The sequence below is a fragment of the Saccharothrix coeruleofusca genome, from assembly GCF_017876325.1.
GTDB lineage: Bacteria > Actinomycetota > Actinomycetes > Mycobacteriales > Pseudonocardiaceae > Actinosynnema > Actinosynnema coeruleofuscum.
On sequence record NZ_JAGINV010000001.1, the window covers coordinates 2,241,007 to 2,255,016 of the forward strand.

A 14,010-nucleotide genomic window follows, 5' to 3' on the forward strand; every position below is an offset into this window, starting at 1 on the left:
GGGATCAGGCGGCCGGGGACCACCCCAGGGCGGGGCCGAGCCGGGTGGCCATGTCGGTGAGGATCTGCACGTAGTCCTCGTGCGCGAAGGTGAACGGCAGCGCGAACGCCACCTCGTCGACCAGTTGGAACGCGGGATCGGCGTGCAGCCGGTCGGCGATCTCGGCCGACGTGCCGACCAGGTCCGGCGCGAACATCAGCCGAGCCGGGCCCTGCGGCGTGGCGGTGCGCGGCAGCCGCTCGCGCGCGTAGTCCTCGTACTTGGCGCGCTGCTCGGCCGAGGCGCTGTCGGTCGGGACCACCACCAGCCCCTGCGAGACGCGGGCGCGCTCGCCGTCGGGGTGGTGGGCGCGGAACGCCTCGACGTGCGAGCGCTGGACGGCGGCGAAGTCCTCCGACTCCTCGGCCTTGACCACGTTGCTGGTCAGGAAGTTCATCCCGTGCTGGCCTGCCCACCGCGCCGAGCCCAGGCTCGCGCCGCCGTACCACATCCGATCGCCCAGGCCGGGGGAGTGGGGCTGCACGCGGTCGGAGTAGACCTCGAAGCCCTCGGTGCCGCTGAAGGACGTCGCGGGCTCGCCGCGCACGAAGCCCAGCAGCCTGCGCACCCGCTCGTAGCTGAAGTCCTCCACCTCGGCGGTGTCCGGGTACAGCGCGTCCTTGACCCGCTCGTAGTGCATCGGTGCTCCGATGCTGACGCCGGGGTTGAGCCGCCCACCGGACAGCACGTCCACCGTCGCCAGGTCCTCGGCCAGCCGCAGCGGGTTCTCCCAGCCCACCGGGATGACGGCGGTGCCCAGCTGGATGCGGCTGGTGCGCTGCGAGGCCGCCGCCAGCACGGCGACGGGTGAGGAGATGCCGTACTGGAGGTGTCGGTGGCGCACCCACGCGCTGTCGAAGCCCAGCTGCTCGCCCAGCTCGATGATCTTCAGCGTGGCCTCGTGACCAGCCCTGGGGTCGTCGCCGTCGAACAGGCCGATGGTCAGGAAACCCAGTCTGCGCAGTGCGGGCGACACGGCACTCCTCCCCGTGGGCGGGCCCGGCGCGGTCAGCGGCCGAGCGCTGCCCTGACCCTACCCACCGCGGCGTGCTCGGCTCGCCCGACGGTTCCGTCGGCCGAGGCCACCTCGGCGCAGATCGCCAGCACAGCGTCGGCGAACGCGTCCGCCTCCTGGGCGGACCGGCTGCCCAGGATCGCCATCGAGTCGCGCAGCGCGGCCAGGACGCCGTGCTCGACGTCGGCCATCGAGCCCGCGGGCAGGCGCGGAGCTTCGGCGCCGATCACTTCTTGCAGTTCGGGCGACAAAGTGGACATCGCCTTGACGCCCGCGTAGCTCTCCTCGTCGAGCGAACCCTCTTCCGCGACCGACACCAGCACCATCGCGCCGTAGACGGCCGTGCGCAGCGTCCGGCCCTCCTGGTCCGTGTAACGACTCATGTGGACAACTCTAGAGGCGCAGCCGCCGGCTTGATCGCGAAGGCGGGGAGAGTGGCCGGAGGTGCTGCGGGCGGCACTGGGTCCGCTGCGCCGCGGCGGACCGGCGAACAGTGCGGTCGAATTCGACCGGGCAATCGTCGAACGTCTTTCGAAGAGCTGTCGAACAATGCTGAACAGCTCTCTTTCCCCCAACGCTCGCGTCGAAACCCTTGCCCGGCTGCCGCGATCGCGGCCAACATCGTCGGGAAGTGGCGTCGAAAACGCCGCCGTGATCGCGAGGAGCGTTATGGCGCGGGTGAGCGGGAGAACGGGCGGCAGCCGCCGGTGGACAGCTCTGCTGGCTGGTGGCGCGGCCGCGCTGCTGGTGGGCGCGGGCGTGGTGACCGCCAACAGCGCCGCGGCGACCACCGCAGGCCACCCCTTCGCCGGGGACGCGATGGCCGAGGTCGCCGCCATGCAGCCGGGTTGGAACCTGGGCAACTCGCTGGACTCCACCGGCGCGGACGAGACCTCGTGGGGCAACCCGCGGATCACCAGGGAGCTGCTGGCCAATGTCCGGGCCCAGGGGTTCCGGAGCATCCGCATCCCGGTGACCTGGGGCCAGCACCAGGGCGGCGCGCCCGACTACGCCATCGAGGCGGCCTACCTCGACCGCGTCAAGGAGGTGGTCGGCTGGGCACTGGCGGGCGATTTCCACGTCATGATCAACGTCCACCACGACTCGTGGCAGTGGATCTCCGCCATGCCCGCCGACCGCGCGGGCGTGCTCGCCCGCTACAACGCGATCTGGACGCGGCTGGCGGCCGAGTTCCGCGACTCCTCGCCGAAGCTGGTGTTCGAGAGCGTCAACGAGCCGCAGTTCACCGGCAGCTCCGGCGACGCGCAGAACGCGGCGCTGCTGGAGGAGCTCAACACCTCCTTCCGCACCGCCGTGCGCCGCTCCGGCGGCGTCAACGCCACCCGCCTGCTGGTGCTGCCGACCCTGCACACCTCCGCCGACCAGGCGCGGCTCGACGAGCTCGCGTCGACCATCGAAGCGATGGACGACCCCAACCTGGCCGCGACCGTGCACTACTACGGCTACTGGCCCTTCAGCGTCAACGTCGCGGGCGGCACGCGCTTCGACGCCACGGCGCGCAAGGACCTGACCGACGCCTTCGACCGCGTCCACAGCACGTTCGTCGCCCGCGGCATCCCGGTCATCATCGGCGAGTACGGGCTGCTGGGCTTCGACCGCCACACCGGCACCATCCAGCAGGGCGAGAAGCTGAAGTTCTTCGAGTACCTCGGCCACCACGCGCGCTCCCGCCTGCTCACCACCATGCTCTGGGACAACGGCCAGCACTTCGACCGCACGTCGTTCCAGTGGCGCGACCCGGAGCTGATCGCGCAGATCAAGTCCAGCTGGACCACGCGTTCCGGCACCGCGTCGACCGACCAGGTCTTCAACGCCCGCGCGAGCGCGATCACCGCCAAGACCATCGCGCTCAACCTCAACGGCACCTCGTTCGTCGGCCTGCGGCACGGATCGACCGACCTGGCGCGCGGCACCGACTACACCGTCCAGGGCGATCAGCTCACGCTGACCGCCGCCGCGCTGACCAGGCTGGCGGGGGCGCGGGCCTACGGCACCAACGCGGTGCTGTCGGCGCGCTTCTCCCGTGGTGTGCCGTGGCGGATCAACATCATCACCTACGACCCGCCGGTGTTGCGGAGCGCCACCGGGACCACGGCGTCCTTCGCCGTCCCGACGGACTTCCGCGGCGACCTGCTGGCCACCATGGAGGCCAAGTACGCGGACGGCAGCAACGCGGGCCCGCACGACTGGACCTCGTTCAAGGAGTTCGACCGCACCTTCGCGCCGGACTACAGCGGCGGGACCACGGCGCTGAAGGCCGAGTTCTTCGCCGAGGTCGACGACGGCGCTCGCGTGACGCTCACGTTCCACTACTGGAGCGGCACCACGGTCACCTACTACGTCACCAAGTCCGGCGACTCGGTCACCGGCACCACGGCCTGATCACCCCAGGAGGTCGTGGGCCTTCCGCGTGCTCATCACCGGCACTCGCGGCGACGTGCGGCACGAGGTCGGAGCAGTCCACACAGGACAGAGGCATGCTTGTGGGACGATGACCGCTGTGACGGATGCCGTGGAGACCGGCGGCGGCGTGGTGCTGCGCCGGTACCTGCAGTACGCGCTCGACTGCCTGCTGCTGTTCATCGGATCGCTGCTGGTCGCGGCGCTGGGCGTGGGCGTCGGGATCGCCGTGGTCAAGCTGGGCGGCACGCCGCGGCTGTTCTTCGACATCCCCCTCTACACCTACATCGCCGCGGTGTTCCTCGGCTCGGTGTGGATCGAGGTGTGGTACCCGCACCGGCACGGCGGCGCCACGCCCGCGATGCGCTGGCTGGGCCTGCGGATCACCACCCTGCGGGGCGGGAAGCCGCCGCTGCGCGCCTACCTGCTGAGGTCGCTGCTGATGACCGTGGACGGCATCTTCCTGTGCCTGGTGGGCGCCGCGCTCATCGCCCTCACGCCGCGCCACCAGCGGCTGGGCGACCTGGTGGCGCGCACGCTGGTCGTGCGCGCGGTCAGGTGACCAGGCGGTTCTCCCACGCCCAGACGGCGATCTCGGTGCGGTTGCGGGCGCCCAGCTTGTTCTGCACGCTCGCCAGGTGCGTCTTGACCGTGGACAGCGAGATCCCCAGGTCGGCCGAGACCTCCACGTTCGTCCGGCCCCTGGCGACCGCCCGCACCACGTCGGCTTCCCGCGCGGTCAGGGGGATGTCGGACCGCCCGCCCCGCGGCGCGCGGCCGGTGAAGTGGGCGAGCAGCCGCACGGTCACCGACGGCGAGACCATCGCCTCGCCCTTGGCCGCGGCGTGCACCGCCTCGACCAGCAGTCGCGGCCCGGCGTCCTTGAGCAGGAACCCGCTGGCCCCGGCCAGCAGCGCGGCGTAGACGTTCTCGTCCACGTCGTAGGTGGTCACCACGACCACCTTCAGCGGGTCGGGCACGTCCGGCCCGGCCAGCAGCTCGGTCGCGCGCAGCCCGTCCAGCTTCGGCATCCGCAGGTCCATCAGCGTGACGTCGGGGCGCAGCTGCCTGGCCAGCCGCACCGCGGCCTCGCCGTCCGGCGCCTCGCTGATCACCTCGATGTCGGGCTCGGCGTCGAGGATCAGCCGGAAACCGGTGCGCACCAGGGTCTGGTCGTCGGCGATGAGCACGCGGATCACCGTCACACCCCCCTCGGCAGGTGGCCGAACGGCGTTTCCTCCGGCCCCATCGGCAACCGCGCGGTGGTGTGCCACCGCCCGGCCGGCCGGGGCCCGGCCTCCAGCGTGCCGCCCAGGGCGGCGACCCGCTCGGTCATGCCGGTGATCCCATAACCCCCGTGTCGGTCGGCGGGCCGCTCGGGCACACCGTCGTTGCCGACGTCGAGCACCAGGTGGTCGTCCTCGACCCGCGCGGTGACGCGGACCTCGGTCGCCTCCGGGGAGTGCCGCTGGACGTTGGTCAGCGCTTCCAGCAGCACCCGGTGGACGGTGCCCGACAGCTCCGGCGGAACCGGCAGGTCGTCCAGTTCCTCCGCCACGTCCACCACGGCCCGGTCGGCGGCCACGGCGCGCACCACGTCGCCCAACCGGGAGTCGGGTGGGGGAAGGGCGTGCTCGGTGCTGCGCAACATGCCCACCAGTCTCCGCATCGCCACCAGTGCTTCCGCCCCCGCTCGCTCGATGTCGGCGTAGACCGCGGCGGATTCCTGCTCCGGCACCGAGGGATTGCCCGAAAGGGCGCGTGCGGCCTGCACGCGCACGACGATACCGCTGACGTGGTGCGCGACCAGGTCGTGCAGCTCCCTCGCCAGCTGCAGCCGTTCGTTCGTGCGCACCCGGTCGAGCGCGGCCAGATGACGGGCATCGGCATCGCGCAGGACCAGGCCGACCGCCAGCGCCACGCCCCACAGCAGGGCGGCGGGCGCGGCCAGCAGCGCGGCGGGGGAGTCCAGACCGTGGCGCACCACCGGAGCGGCCACGACGGCCGCACCGGCGGCTGCCGCCAGCACCACCGCCCCCACGGGTGGCAGGCGCCTGCACCCGGCGCCGACCAGCAGGACGCAGGCGAGCACCTCGGTGGTCGCCGGGTAGGCGGTCGATCCCCAGTCCAGGGTGTCGGTCAAGGCGCTGAAACCGGTGCTCAGCAGCGACAGGCCGACCACCGCCGCGCCCAGACCGCCGATCCGCCGGGGGAACCGGCGACGCAGCGCGGCCAGCACGGCGACCGCGGTGCCCACCGGCGGCACCGCGGTGGCCAGCAGGGGCGTGGCCACCCCCGAGGGGGCTTGCCAGCGGACCGCCAGCGCGCTGTCCACGGCGGTCGTCGCCACCAGCGCGGCGATCTCGGCCACGAGCACTCCTCGTCGCGCCTGCACACCGGGTGCGGTCATGCAGGTCAGTCCCTCGCCGCCCGCACCGCGGCGATGTAGGCGTTGGAGGAAGGCGCGTAGCCGAGCGCGGTGCCGATCACGGCGACCACGAAGCCGGCCCGCTCGACGGCGTGCTTGCGCTCGCCGGTCACCAGGGCGGCCAGCTGCAGCAGCGTGCTCACCGCCAGCACGACCCGCGCCCAGTTCCGCCCGGCCCGGAACTTGACCGCCAGCCACAGGTAGACCAGCGCGACCAGGGTGGTGAGGACGAGCAGGACGCCCTGACCGGCCGAGGCGGTCCCCCGGACCTGGTCCTCGGTCAGCCGCGGTGAGGAGCGCAGGTTCGACGCGCGCACCGCGTCCTCGAACTCGGGCCGCGCGGCGAGCACGACCACGCCGGAGGCCAGCGCGGTCGCCGCGTAGGTCAGGAACGCCAGGAAAGCCGCGGTGACGGCGCGCGGAGGCGCAGTGGGAGATGCCATGCCCGGAGCTTACGGAATGACCGAAAAGGACTGTCACGCAACGGGAATCCCCCTAGTCCTTTCGGCCGATGCCGGTGCTCGGAGGATCAACGAACGGCCGTGGTCGCCGATCGGCCCGGTCGGTGATGATCGGCCCGTCCCAGGTCCCCCCTCGAAAGGGCAGCACCTTGCGCCGCCTCACCGGGAACGTGGCGACGACGTTGGCAGCGGTGCTGGTGCTCACCGGCACCACCGCTGTCGCGCACGCCGCGGACGATCCGTTCGACACCTACGACGACCAGCAGCTCACCTGGGGCGCGTGCCCCTTCGACACACCCGAGGACGCGCGCCCCGCGCAGTGCGCGCTGGTGACCGTGCCCCGCGACTGGGCCGCGCCGACCTCGGGCGTGGACCTGAAGATCCAGATCAGCCGGGTGGAGGCCACCGGCGAGCGCCTGGGCGCCCTGCTGGTCAACCCCGGCGGCCCCGGCGGCCAAGGCTCCTCGCTGGCCGGGGCGCTGGCCGCGCTGCAGCCCGCGGTCAGCGAGCGGTACGCGTTCATCGGCATGGACCCCCGCGGCACCGGGCGCGAAGGCGCGCAGGCCGAGGACCCCGGCCTGGTGTGCGAGATCCCCAACGGCAGGCTGTCCACCCGGCAGGACCTCGACGCCCGCGACCGGTCCGCGGACAGCATCGCCGAGCACCAGAAGGCGCCGCGCGCCATCGCCGAGGCGTGCCAGAGCGAGGCGCTGACGCCGTACATCACCACTTGGCAGACCGCCCACGACATGGAGCTGATCCGGCGGCTGCTCGGCGAGACGCGCCTGAACTACCTGGGCTACTCCTACGGCACGTGGCTCGGCGCGAAGTACGCGTCGCTGTTCCCGGACAGCGCGGGCAAGGTGGTGCTGGACTCCAGCGTCAACTGGCAGGGCAGGCTCCAGGCCGCCTTCGAGGCCTTCCCGGTCATCGGCCAGCGCCAGTTCGACGACGTGTTCCTGCCGTGGATGACCCGCCACTTCGCCGACCTGGTCGGCGCCACGCCCGCTCAGGCCAAGCAGACCTGGGAGCAGGCCCGCGCCTACCTCAAGGCCGAGCGCGTACTGGCCCCCGACGCCTTCGACGGCGTCTTCGTCGGCATGGGCAGCGAGCTGCGCTGGGTGCTCGGCGCGGCGCTGTTCGCCCTCGCGGTCGGCGAGATGCGCGGACAGGCGCCCGAGGCGGCCGTGGCCGCCGGGGTGCGGGCGGAGCTGGACGCGTGGTCGCGCGCCGAGCACGGCGTCCCCCTCGCCCAGCTGACCACCCGCAGGATCGCCGCCGCGCTGGAGGAGGACTACACGCGGCTGGCGGGCACCAGGGTCGCCGTCGCCTGCGGCGACCAGCCCACCCGCTCCGCCGCCTGGTACCGGTCGCTGAGCGACCGGCAGGGGCCGCGCTACCCGCTGTTCGGCTGGGCCTACGGGCTGTCGGAGTTCTGCGGCTTCTGGTCCGACGCGCCGCGCCAGGCGCTGCCGGACCTGCCCGCGCGGGTGGCCGGGAAGGTGCTGGTCGTGCAGGGCGAGTTCGACCCGCAGACCGGCTACGAGCAGGCAGGCGCGGCGGTCCGGGCGGCACCCGGCGTGAGCATGGTCTCGGTCGACGACTCGGCGTTCCACGGGCAGTACGCGGTGGGGGGCAACCCGTGCGTGGACGGCATGGTCAACGTGTTCCTGCTGCACAACTCGCGGCCGTCCAGCGCGACCTGCCCCGGCGTGCCGCTGCCCGGTGAGGACGAGGTCCACCCGGTGGCCGGGCCGGTCGAGCGGCGCGGGGCGGCCCGCCAGGCCGTGCCGCCCGCCTCGCCGCTGCGCGACCGGGTCCAGGAGCGGATCACCGAGTCCAACTCGGCCGACGCCGCCTGACCCGACGTCTGCAAGTACTACCCGAGGCCCTCGGGTAGTACTTGCAGACGTGGTCAGCGCAGGGCGTTGACGGCCGCGGCGGCTGCCCGCGCGATCAGCGCGTCGTCGTGGTCGGCGTCGGCGGTGTCGCGGTCGGACAGCACGGCCAGGACGATCGGGGCGCGGCCGGGCGGCCAGATCACGGCGACGTCGTTGCGCGTGCCGTAGCCGCCGCTGCCGGTCTTGTCGCCCACGACCCAGCCTTCCGGGACGCCTGCCCGGATCAGCTCCGCCCCGGTGGTGTTGCGGCGCAGCAGGTCGACCAGGACCGCCCGGCGGTCCTCGGGCAGGGCGTCGCCCAGGGCGTAGGCCCGCAGGCTGCCCGCGAGGGCGCGCGGGGTGCTGGTGTCGCGCTCGTCGCCCGGAACGGCCTCGTTGAGCTCGGTCTCCACCCTGGCCGCCTTGGTCGTGGTGTCACCGATCGCGCGCAGCGCCGCGTTGAGGCCCTCGGGGCCGCCCAGGTCGCGGAAGAGCAGGTTCCCGGCCGTGTTGTCGCTGTAGCGCACGGCCGCGTCCATCACCTCGCGCAACGTCATGCCGGTGCCCACGCGGTCCCCGGTGACGGGGGAGTACTCGACCAGGTCGCTCCGCGCGTACGTCACCACCTGCTCCAGCTCGCCGACGGCGTGCCGCCGCAGCACGGCGCCCGTGGCCAGGGCCTTGATCGTGGAGGCGTAGGCGAACCGCTGGTCCGCCCGGTGCGCGACCTCCCTGCCCGTGCCGGTCTCCACCGCGTACACGCCGAGTTCCGCGTCGAACTCCCGCTCCAGTCGTGCGAACTCCGCCTCGGCGGGGGCGGCTGTCGTGCTGGATGGGGCGCTGGGTGCCGCGGTGGCCCCTGTGGTGGGTGTGGTGGTGGGCGTCGCGGTGCAGCCCGCCAGGAGGAAGGCCGCCAGGAGAAAGGCGATGGTGGCGGCCGTGATGCGTCGGGTGGACACGAAAGTGCCTCTCGTTCGGTGCTCCGGTGTCGTCACGCCCAGTCTCAGGACGGCCATCCATGCTGTCCAAGACGGAAACAGCCGCTTCCATGCTGAAACGACATACGGCAGGCGGTGGGGGCGGCCCCCGCTCAAGGGGGGCGCGGGGCGTTTCGGGGGTGGGGGAGCGGGTATCGCACCGGCATGGAGCAGACAGCGGTTCCCGGTCCCGAAGAGGACTCCGACGAGGCCAAGCCCGCCACCGAGCAGGAGGAAGGGCTCGGCGAGGAGGACTCCTCGCTGCCGGACCAGGACGACGAGACGCCCGAGCGCGGCTGACCGGATCAGGAGCGACGATGCCCGAACCCACCGTCCGCGACCACCTCAGGGACTGCCTGGCCGAGGTCGCCTTCCCGGCGAGCAGGAACACGCTGCTCGACGCGGCCATCGGACACGGCGACCCCACCGCGGTCCAGGCGCTGCGCGAGATCCCCAAGAGGGACTACGCCGACCTGTCCGCGGTGTTCGCGGCCGTCAGCGCCGAGGACCCCGGTGCGTGAGCCCCCCGGTGTCGAACGGCTGATCGCCCGTTAGGCCGCTGCGCGCCGCGCGACCGGCTGCCATGTTGGAGCGTGGACTACCGATCGGCTCCCTGGGTGGGAGGGCGCATGCGGCGGACGACGACGACCGCCCCGCGGGTGGTGTGCTGCCTGCTGGCGGTGTCCGGCCTGCTGACCGGCTGCCTCGGCCGGACCCGGGAGGCGGACCCGACGCGCAACGCCGACGCCAAGGAGGTCACGCTCACGATCGTGGCCAACGCGGTGTCGGGCGGGAAGAACGCGCGCGGCGCGGACTGGATCACCAACTGGGTGATCCCCCGGTTCACCGAGGCGCAGCGGGCCAAGGGCGTCGCGATGACCGTCCGGTTCGAGCAGAACGGCGCCGGGGACGAGGACTTCAAGACCAAGGTCGCGCTGGACCTCAAGACCGGCGGCGGCGCCGACGTGGTGGAGCTGGACGGCATCTGGCTCGGCGAGTTCGCCCAGGCAGGGCAGGTCCGCCCGCTGGACGAGGTGGTCGGCGCGGCGGAGGTCGACGCGTGGGACGGCTGGCGGCAGATCCCCGACGCGGTGCAGGGCCTCGGCGAGTTCGAGGGCAGGCGCTACGGCGTGCCGATGGGCACCGACGGGCGCGTGCTGTTCTACAACAAGAAGCTGTTCGCCCAAGCCGGGCTGCCCGTCCAGTGGCAGCCGCGCAGCTGGGACGACCTGCTCGACGCCGCGGCCAAGCTCAAGGCGCTGCCCGGCGTCTGGCCGCTCCAGCTCAACGCGGGCACCGCGATGGGCGAGGCCACCACCATGCAGGGCGTGCTGCCCGCACTGGCGGGCACCGGCGCGCTGGTGCACCAGGACGGCAAGTGGCAGGGCGACACGGCGCACGTCCGCGACGTGCTCGGGCTCTACCGGCGCATCCACCGCGACGGCCTGGCCGACCCGGTGCTCCAGCAGGAGGCCAACGGCCGCGAGCGCTCGTTCGCGCTGTTCGCCGAGAACAGGATCGGCATCCTGCTGGAGAGCGACTACTTCTGGCGGTCGGTGCTGGACCCGGTGGGCGGCGTGGCCAGGATGGCCGATCGCGACACGGCGGTGGGCTGGGCGCTGATCCCGGCGCGGCGGCCCGGCGCGGGCGTGGGCGGGCAGGACTTCGTCAGCACCTCCGGCGGCGGCGTGCGGGTGATCAACCCCGACACCCGCTACCCCCGGCAGGCCTGGGAGTTCCTCCGGTTCCTCAACTCCGCCGAGGCGGTGAAGTCGTCGCTGGCGGGCACCGCGCAGATCACCCAGCGCCAGGACGTGAACGACGAGGTGCTGGCGGGCGATCCGGTGCTCGGCTTCATCGCCGACCGAGTACTGCCGATCACCCGGTACCGGCCCCCGCTGGCCGACTACCCGAAGGTGTCGGCGGCACTGCAGCAGGCGACCGCGGACGTGGTGGCCGGGAGAGAACCGGAGCAGGCCGCGCGCTCGTACCGGGAAGCGCTGGTGAAGGCGGTCGGCGAGGACTCCGTTGCGGGCGGCTGACCGCGACGCGGCCGGTCTGGGCCCGGTGCGGGCGTTCGGCTTCCTCGCCCCGGCCCTGGTGCTGATCGGGGTCTTCCTGGTCTTCCCGGCGCTGTGGACGCTCTACATCGGCATCACCGACTACCAGCTCACCGGGCCCGCGGCGGTCCAGCCCCAGGTGGTGGGCGCGGAGAACTTCCGCACCGCGCTGGCGGACCCGCTGTTCGGCAACTCGGTGCGGCTGACCGCGCTGTACGCGCTGTGCTCGGCGGTGATCGGGCAGAACGTCCTGGGCTTCGCCCTGGCCTGGCTGCTGCGACCGGTGCGCCCCGGACTGCGGCGCGCCGTCGAGGGACTGGTGCTGCTGGCCTGGGTCCTGCCCGGCCCGGTGGTGGCCTACCTGTGGTTCGCGGTGCTCAGCCGCGACGGCGGCACGCTGGGCCTGCTGCTGGACCGGCCCGCGACCGCGTGGCTGGTGGAGTACCCGATGGCCAGCCTGGTGGTGTTCAACATCTGGCGCGGCACCGCGTTCTCCCTGCTGCTCTACACCTCCGCGCTGGCCGCGGTGCCGCCGTCGCAGGTGGAGACCGCCCGGCTGCTGGGCGCGAACGGCTGGCAGACCGTCCGCGACGCGGTGTTCCCGCACATCCGGGGGCACGTGCTGACCAACACGCTGCTGATCAGCCTGTGGACGGCCAACGACTTCACCCCCTTCCTGCTCACCGCGGGCGGCCCGAACCACGAGTCGGAGGTGCTGCCCGTGCTGATCTACCGGCAGGCGCTGGAGAGCGGTCAACTCGGCTACGCCTCGGCGATATCGCTGCTGCTGCTGGTGGGCAACCTGCTGGTGGCGCTGGTGTACCTGAGGTTGCTGCGGAGGCGGGCGTGACGCCGCGGCGGGTGGTGCGCCGCATCGCAGCCTCCGCGTTGATCGCGGTGGTGCTGGCGTTCTTCGCGGTGCCCATGCTGTGGCTGGCGGGCGCGCCGTTCGACGCGCGGCCCGGACTGGGCCTGCGCTGGCCGGACTGGACGCTGGCCAACGTGCGGGCCACCCTCGCCCACCCGTACGCGCTGACGTCCCTGGCCAACTCGGTGCTGCTGTGCCTGGTGGCCTGCGCGGTGACCACCTCCTCCGCCGCGCTGGCCGCGTACGCGCTGTCGCGGGTGCGCCTCCCCGGCCGCGACGCGCTGCTGTACCTGCTCCTGCTGCTGTCCAGCGTGGTGACCGGCACCGCGGCGATGGTCCCGATCTTCGTGCTGATGCTCCAGCTGGGGCTGATCGACTCGCGGTTGGGCACCGCCCTGGTGCTCGCGGGCGGCCTGCTGCCCGCGGCGATCTTCATCCTCAAGGACTTCGTGGACGCGGTGCCGCGTTCGTACGAGGAGTCCGCGCGGGTGTTCGGCGCGTCGGCGGGGCAGGTGCTGGGCCACGTGGTGCTCCCCGTGGCCAGGCCGGGCATCGCGATGGTGCTCGTGTGGTCGTTCGTCAACGCGTGGGGCAACTTCCTGCTGCCGTTCCTGCTGCTGCGCGACGTGGGCAGGCAGCCGGCGGCGGTGCTGCTGCGCACGCTCCAGGACGAGGGCGGCAGCGTCAACCTGGCGGTGATCCCGGTGTTCTCGCTGCTGTACTCGATCCCGGTGGTCGTGCTGTACGTGCTGGTCGACAAGCGCTACGGGTTCCGATTCCACGGAGGCATCAAGAGCTGATGGCCGCCATCGACATCGCCGGGGTGTCCACCACCTACCCGAACGGGGTCCGCGCGGTGGACGGGCTGGACCTGCGCGTCGCCGACGGCGAGCTGTTCGCCCTGCTGGGGCCGTCCGGCTGCGGCAAGACCACGCTGCTGCGCACGATCGCGGGCCTGGAACCCGCCGCCGAGGGTTCGGTCACCATCGGTTCGCGGGACGTCACGCGCCTGCCACCGGGTGCGCGCGGGGTGGCCATGGTGTTCCAGGACTACGCGCTGTTCCCCCACATGACGGTGGCGGAGAACGTCGGCTACCCGCTGCGCGTGCGCCGCGCTCCCCGCGAGGTCCAGCGGAGCACCGCCGAGCGGGTCGCCTCCGGCCTGAGCCTGTCGGAGCTGCTGGACCGCAGGCCGGGGCAGCTGTCCGGTGGCCAGCAGCAGCGCGCGGCGCTGGCCAGGGCGCTCGCCGTGGAAGCCGACGTGCTGCTGCTGGACGAGCCGCTGTCCAACCTGGACGCCCGGCTGCGGTTGGAGGCCAGGACCTTCCTCAAGCGCCTGCAGCACGACTTGGGGCTCACCACGGTCTTCGTCACGCACGACCAAGCCGAGGCGCTGGCGCTGGCCGACCGGATCGCGGTCATGGACGCGGGACGGGTGCGCCAGCTCGGCACCCCGCGCGAGGTGTTCCAGCGGCCCTCGGACACGTTCGTGGCCAACTTCATCGGCTCCACCCCGATGAACCTGCTCGACGCCGTGGTGCGGGACGGTCACGTCGAGTGCGCGGGAGCGCGCTTGGCGCGGGTGCCGCACCTGGCGTCCGGGACCGGCGTCATCGTCGGCGTGCGGCCCGAATACCTGCGCGTCGACGACCACGGCATCACCGGACGCGTGTCCATCGTGGAGAACCTCGGCGTCACCTCGTTGGTGACGCTGGAGTGCGCCGGGGGAGCGCTGGTCAGCCTGACCGTGCCGGAACAGGACGAGCCCGCGTTGGGGCGGAGCATGGCGGTGACCGCGGCACCGGGCCGGTTGCTGCTCTACGCGGCGGAGGACGGACGCCTGCTCGATTCGAGGTGAGGA

General features: G+C 72.7%; 15 protein-coding genes. 9 read left to right on the forward strand and 6 right to left on the reverse strand.

Going from position 1 to position 14,010, the window contains the following annotated elements; genetic code table 11:
- Positions 1-4 precede the first annotated feature (4 nt).
- Positions 5-1,015 (reverse strand): LLM class flavin-dependent oxidoreductase, encoded by a 1,011-nt coding sequence (locus JOF41_RS10475; protein ID WP_209618145.1) that lies wholly within the window; start codon positions 1,013-1,015, stop codon positions 5-7.
- Positions 1,016-1,047: 32 nt separating this feature from the next.
- Entirely contained in the window at positions 1,048-1,437 is a 390-nt protein-coding gene (locus JOF41_RS10480) for a TerB family tellurite resistance protein (RefSeq protein WP_189226487.1), read from the reverse strand.
- Between the two features lie 295 nt (positions 1,438-1,732).
- Between JOF41_RS10480 and JOF41_RS10485 the strand changes: the two genes are divergently transcribed.
- Both JOF41_RS10485 and JOF41_RS10490 read left to right on the forward strand, forming a co-directional pair.
- Positions 1,733-3,457, forward strand: coding sequence for a cellulase family glycosylhydrolase (locus tag JOF41_RS10485; protein ID WP_307867359.1), 1,725 nt, complete (start codon positions 1,733-1,735; stop codon positions 3,455-3,457).
- 118 nt (positions 3,458-3,575) lie between these two features.
- Positions 3,576-4,037 carry an RDD family protein gene (locus JOF41_RS10490; protein ID WP_189226485.1) on the forward strand — a complete coding sequence of 154 codons (462 nt, stop codon included), beginning with the start codon at positions 3,576-3,578 and terminating at the stop codon, positions 4,035-4,037.
- Here the strand turns inward: JOF41_RS10490 and JOF41_RS10495 are convergent.
- The 3 genes from JOF41_RS10495 to JOF41_RS10505 are packed head-to-tail and all read right to left on the reverse strand — an operon-like array spanning position 4,030 to position 6,346.
- On the reverse strand, positions 4,030-4,674 hold the full coding sequence (locus JOF41_RS10495) for a response regulator (protein ID WP_209618151.1): 645 nt from the start codon (positions 4,672-4,674) through the stop codon (positions 4,030-4,032). The genes JOF41_RS10490 and JOF41_RS10495 overlap by 8 nt on opposite strands.
- A 2-nt stretch (positions 4,675-4,676) precedes the next feature.
- Positions 4,677-5,885 carry a sensor histidine kinase gene (locus JOF41_RS10500; protein WP_209618154.1) on the reverse strand — a complete coding sequence of 403 codons (1,209 nt, stop codon included), beginning with the start codon at positions 5,883-5,885 and terminating at the stop codon, positions 4,677-4,679.
- 5 nt (positions 5,886-5,890) lie between these two features.
- On the reverse strand, positions 5,891-6,346 hold the full coding sequence (locus tag JOF41_RS10505) for a hypothetical protein (RefSeq protein ID WP_209618157.1): 456 nt from the start codon (positions 6,344-6,346) through the stop codon (positions 5,891-5,893).
- Positions 6,347-6,513: 167 nt separating this feature from the next.
- Between JOF41_RS10505 and JOF41_RS10510 the strand changes: the two genes are divergently transcribed.
- Positions 6,514-8,226, forward strand: a complete 1,713-nt coding sequence (locus JOF41_RS10510) for an alpha/beta hydrolase (RefSeq protein WP_229796175.1) — start codon at positions 6,514-6,516, stop codon at positions 8,224-8,226.
- Positions 8,227-8,279: 53 nt separating this feature from the next.
- Here the strand turns inward: JOF41_RS10510 and bla are convergent, their stop codons facing one another.
- Positions 8,280-9,203, reverse strand: coding sequence for a class A beta-lactamase (gene bla, locus JOF41_RS10515; RefSeq protein WP_307867360.1), 924 nt, complete (start codon positions 9,201-9,203; stop codon positions 8,280-8,282).
- A gap of 183 nt (positions 9,204-9,386) precedes the next feature.
- Here bla and JOF41_RS37710 point away from each other — a divergent pair, with 183 nt between their 5' ends.
- The 6 genes from JOF41_RS37710 (at position 9,387) to JOF41_RS10540 (ending at position 14,007) form a co-directional block, all read left to right on the forward strand.
- Positions 9,387-9,521, forward strand: a complete 135-nt coding sequence (locus JOF41_RS37710) for a hypothetical protein (RefSeq protein WP_268248859.1) — start codon at positions 9,387-9,389, stop codon at positions 9,519-9,521.
- Positions 9,522-9,538: 17 nt separating this feature from the next.
- On the forward strand, positions 9,539-9,742 hold the full coding sequence (locus JOF41_RS10520; RefSeq protein ID WP_189226480.1) for a DUF2795 domain-containing protein: 204 nt from the start codon (positions 9,539-9,541) through the stop codon (positions 9,740-9,742).
- A 108-nt stretch (positions 9,743-9,850) separates the two neighbouring features.
- Positions 9,851-11,263: an extracellular solute-binding protein gene (locus JOF41_RS10525; protein WP_209618162.1), complete on the forward strand. Its 1,413-nt coding sequence runs from the start codon at positions 9,851-9,853 to the stop codon at positions 11,261-11,263.
- Positions 11,250-12,131 (forward strand): carbohydrate ABC transporter permease, encoded by an 882-nt coding sequence (locus tag JOF41_RS10530; protein ID WP_189226478.1) that lies wholly within the window; start codon positions 11,250-11,252, stop codon positions 12,129-12,131. Before JOF41_RS10525 ends, JOF41_RS10530 begins: the two co-directional genes overlap by 14 nt.
- On the forward strand, positions 12,128-12,949 hold the full coding sequence (locus tag JOF41_RS37715) for a carbohydrate ABC transporter permease (protein WP_189226477.1): 822 nt from the start codon (positions 12,128-12,130) through the stop codon (positions 12,947-12,949). The genes JOF41_RS10530 and JOF41_RS37715 overlap by 4 nt, the downstream gene beginning before the upstream one ends.
- Entirely contained in the window at positions 12,949-14,007 is a 1,059-nt protein-coding gene (locus tag JOF41_RS10540; protein ID WP_209618166.1) for an ABC transporter ATP-binding protein, read from the forward strand. Before JOF41_RS37715 ends, JOF41_RS10540 begins: the two co-directional genes overlap by 1 nt.
- Positions 14,008-14,010: the final 3 nt, after the last annotated feature.